The organism is Kineococcus glutinatus (assembly GCF_039542765.1).
GTDB classification, from domain to species: Bacteria; Actinomycetota; Actinomycetes; order Actinomycetales; family Kineococcaceae; genus Kineococcus_A; species Kineococcus_A glutinatus.
In genome coordinates, this window is the sequence record NZ_BAABIL010000305.1 from 1 (window position 1) to 3404 (window position 3404).

The window sequence follows — 3404 nt, forward strand, 5'->3', positions numbered from 1 at the left end:
AGCGTTGGCACCAGCTCGCCGGCGCCGCTGCCCGCGCTGGCCGACGCGCTGCGGGCGGCCTCGCACGCCCGCGGGCTCGCCCGGGAGGGCGGCGAGGCCCTCGCCGTCGTCGCCAGCGAGGACGTGGTCTCGGTGGCGCGGTTGCTGCGGGCGGTCCCCGAGCAGCTGCGCCGGGCGTTCGCCGCCGACGTCCTCGGCCCGCTGCTCGACGGCTCCCCCGCCCACGCCGAGCTGCTCGCCACGCTGCGCGCGTTCGTGGAGTGCTCCGGCTCCTGGTCGCGCACCGCGCAGCGGCTGCACCTGCACCAGAACACCGTCCGCTACCGGGTGGCGCGCCTGGAGGACCTGCTGGGCCGCAGCGTCCGCGACCTCGACGACCTCGTGGACCTGCACGTCGCGCTGCAGCTGCTGTGAGGGCGCCGGCACGTCAGCACCCCACACGTCGGCACTCCGCACGTCAGTACTCCACGCGGGTCCGCGAGGCCAGCCACGTGTCGAACGGCCGGGCGGCGGCCTCGGAGACGTGGTGCTCCACGGGCGTCGACCACGTCGAGCGGTCCGAGGCCAGCATCTCGTAGAACGCGAGGTCGTCGAACCCGCCGCGGGCGGCGTCGTGGCGGTCGGCGGCGTACACCACCCGGGCCACCCGCGCCCACAGCGACGCCGTCAGGCACATCGGGCACGGTTCGCAGCTGGAGTACAGGGTCGCCCCGGCGAGGGAGAACGTGCCGAGCGCGGCGCAGGCCGCGCGGATCGCGACGACCTCGGCGTGCGCGGTGGGGTCGTTGTCGCGGGTGACGCGGTTCTGCCCCGCACCCACCTCCGCGCCGCCGAGGAGGACGACGGCGCCGAACGGGCCGCCACCGGCGGCGACGTTCGCGGTGGCCAGCTCCACCGCCCGCGCCAGGTGCGCGGCGTCGGCCGCGAACCCCGCGCCCCCGGCACCGGGCAACCCCGCGGCGGGCACCACGGCGCTCACGCCCGCCCCGCTCCGAACGCCCACGCCTGCGGGGCGCCCGGGTCGTCGTCGCGCGCCACGACGGCCTGGATGAGCCCGTAGGGCCGGTCGTCGGCGTGGAACACCTCCCCGTGGTTGTCCAGCCCGAACGGCGACAGGTCCACCGGGAGGTGGTGCTTGTTCGGCGCCACGAGGCGGATCTCCGCGACGCGCGGGAACTCCGCCAGGACGGCGCGGCCCATGTGCCACAGCGTCTGCTGCAGGGCGAGGGAGTGCACGGTCGCGAACTCCCGCAGCAGCACCGCGCGGATGCCGGTGTACGTCGCGTCCCAGTCCACGTCCGTCCCGGTGAACCGCCAGTTCGCCACCAGCGACGTCGCCATCACCCGGTCGCGGGTGGGCTGCAGGGTCGTGTACCCGTCGACGAGGAACCCGGAGAACTCCGAGCCGGTGGACTTCAGCACCACGAGCTCCTTGACGCCGCCGACGACCCAGGAGCGCTGCTGCTCGCCCTCGCCCTCGACGACGACCGCCGCGGTGCGCACCTCGGCGCCGGCGCGCACCCAGGTGTGGTCGTGGCCGGCGCCGTCCACCTCGACGCGCTGCCAGGCGTACTCCTCGATCTCGACGCGCGCCCCGGAGACGGGGGCGACGTCGTCGACGAAGTGCCGCGCGAGGGCCAGGCCGTAGTCCTCGATCGCGTCCAGGCCCTTCTCCCCGGCGTAGGCGTAGCAGGTGTTCTTCTGGGTGTCGGTCGGCAGCACCTTCGACTGGTCGCCGGTGAGGTAGGCGTCGGCGAAGTCCCCGCGCAGGGTGGTGGTGACGTTGACGTCGCGGATCTCGTGGCGGGCGCGGTCGCGGCGGATCCGCACGACGCGGTTCTCGGCCTTGCCGTACTGGTGGCCGGCGAGGGTGATCGGCATGCTCAGCTCCCGCGGTAGGTGGAGTAGGCGAACGGGGACAGCAGCAGCGGCACGTGCAGGTGCGGCCGGTCGGCGACGGTGAAGGCGACGTCGACGCGGGGGTAGAACGCCTCGAGCCCGCGCTCGGCGAACCAGGGGCCGGTCGCGAAACCCAGCACGTGCTCCCCCGCCGGCAGGGGGCCGTCGACGAGGGCGCCCACCCGCCCGTCGGCGTCGGTGACGGCCTCGGCGATCAGCTCCCCGCCGGGCCCGCGCAGCGCGACGGCCAGCCCGGCCGCCGGGGTGCCGCTCACGGCGTCGAGGACGTGGGTGCTGATCCGGGTCACGCGGCGACCCCGGCGAGCTCGTCGAGGGCGCGGCGCAACCGCAGGACGGTGATCGCGAGGAGTTCCCCGCGCAGCACCGCGCGCTCGGTGGTGGGGTCGTTGCCGAGGCGGGCGCGCAGCAGCGCGAGCAGCTCCGCGGCGCTGCGGCCGCTGGCGCGGACGAGGTAGACGTGCCCGAAGCGCTCCTCGTAGGCGCGGTTGCCCTCGGCGAGGGCGGCGAGGACGTCGGCGCCGGCGGTGAGGACACCGGCCTGCTCGCGGCGGGAGTCGGCGCCGGCGGGGCGCTCCCCGATGCGGGGGTGCGCGGCGAGCGCGGCGTCGACGTCGGCCTCCGGCGCGGCCCGCAGCTCCTCGGCCACCGCGGCCAGCAGCGCCTGCGGGGTGCGGTGGGGACGGCGGGCGACGACGCGGTGCGCCCAGCGGGGGGCGGCGCAGCAGCCGAGGAGGAGTTCGACGGCCCGGCGCGGTGGCAGGGCGACGACGGCGGCGACCCCGGCCGCGGCGCGCGGCCCGGCGAGCTCCTCCCCGGCCACCTCCCCGGCCACGTCCCCGGTGCCCGCGCCGGGCCCGCCCACCGCGTCCGTCCGCTCCACCACCGGCTCCCTCCGCCACCCGCACCGCGGCGGCCACCACCTCCGCCGCCCGCGCCCAGCATGTCCACCGACCGGGGGCCGCGGCGTGCACCGCGCGTCCAGAATCCGGCCCCCGCGGGGGCGTCGGGTTGGCCGATCGCACAACGGGGCCGCCCCCGCCCGGCGCCGGGAAACCCCGCCGTCACAGAGGGCGCCACCGCCGGAAACACGCGCGCTGGCGCGTGTTTCCGGCGGTGGCCGAGACTGTCCGCGGCGACAGCCCCCCGACGGCCCGGCGCGGCGTGCGCGGCTGCGGGGGGCGGGAGCGTCGCCCGAGGGGAGGCCGGGGTGCGGGAACACCTCGAGACGCTGCGGCGGTCGAGCACCGGCGCCGGCTGCGCGCTGGCGACGGTGGTGGCGACGGACGGCTCCGCCCCGCGCCCCGTGGGGACCGCGATGCTCGTCACCGCCGGCGGGGAGGTCGCCGGCAGCCTCTCCGGCGGGTGCGTGGAGGGCGCGGTGCACGAGGTGGCGCTGGAGGTCCTCGCCAGCGGTGTGCCGCGGCTGGAGCGCTACGGGGTGGCCGACGAGGACGCGCTGGCGGTGGGCACGACGTGCGGTGGCT

At 77.4% G+C, this 3404-nt stretch carries 6 protein-coding genes; 2 read left to right on the forward strand and 4 right to left on the reverse strand.

What is annotated here, in order from left to right; translation table 11 throughout:
- Positions 1-414 (forward strand): PucR family transcriptional regulator (locus ABEB16_RS11890; protein WP_345712462.1); only part of this gene is annotated, 414 nt, incomplete at its 5' end.
- A 43-nt stretch (positions 415-457) separates the two neighbouring features.
- On the opposite strand, the gene ABEB16_RS11895 is transcribed toward ABEB16_RS11890, so the two are convergent.
- From ABEB16_RS11895 to uraD, 4 genes are read right to left on the reverse strand one after another with little or no spacing between them, the layout of a single operon-like run.
- Complete coding sequence (locus ABEB16_RS11895; RefSeq protein WP_425560174.1) at positions 458-979, reverse strand: nucleoside deaminase; 522 nt, start codon at positions 977-979, stop codon at positions 458-460.
- A complete protein-coding gene (gene pucL, locus ABEB16_RS11900) occupies positions 976-1881 on the reverse strand; it encodes a factor-independent urate hydroxylase (RefSeq protein WP_345712463.1) in 906 nt (301 codons plus the stop codon). The genes ABEB16_RS11895 and pucL overlap by 4 nt, the downstream gene beginning before the upstream one ends.
- Positions 1882-1883: 2 nt before the next feature.
- The gene (gene uraH, locus ABEB16_RS11905) at positions 1884-2207 is read right to left on the reverse strand and encodes a hydroxyisourate hydrolase (RefSeq protein ID WP_345712464.1); all 324 of its coding nucleotides are present in this window, start codon (positions 2205-2207) and stop codon (positions 1884-1886) included.
- Positions 2204-2803 carry a 2-oxo-4-hydroxy-4-carboxy-5-ureidoimidazoline decarboxylase gene (gene uraD / locus ABEB16_RS11910; protein ID WP_345712465.1) on the reverse strand — a complete coding sequence of 200 codons (600 nt, stop codon included), beginning with the start codon at positions 2801-2803 and terminating at the stop codon, positions 2204-2206. The genes uraH and uraD overlap by 4 nt, the downstream gene beginning before the upstream one ends.
- Before the next feature lie 324 nt (positions 2804-3127).
- Here uraD and ABEB16_RS11915 point away from each other — a divergent pair.
- Positions 3128-3404: XdhC family protein (locus tag ABEB16_RS11915; protein WP_345712466.1), on the forward strand; the 277-nt coding region annotated here is incomplete at its 3' end.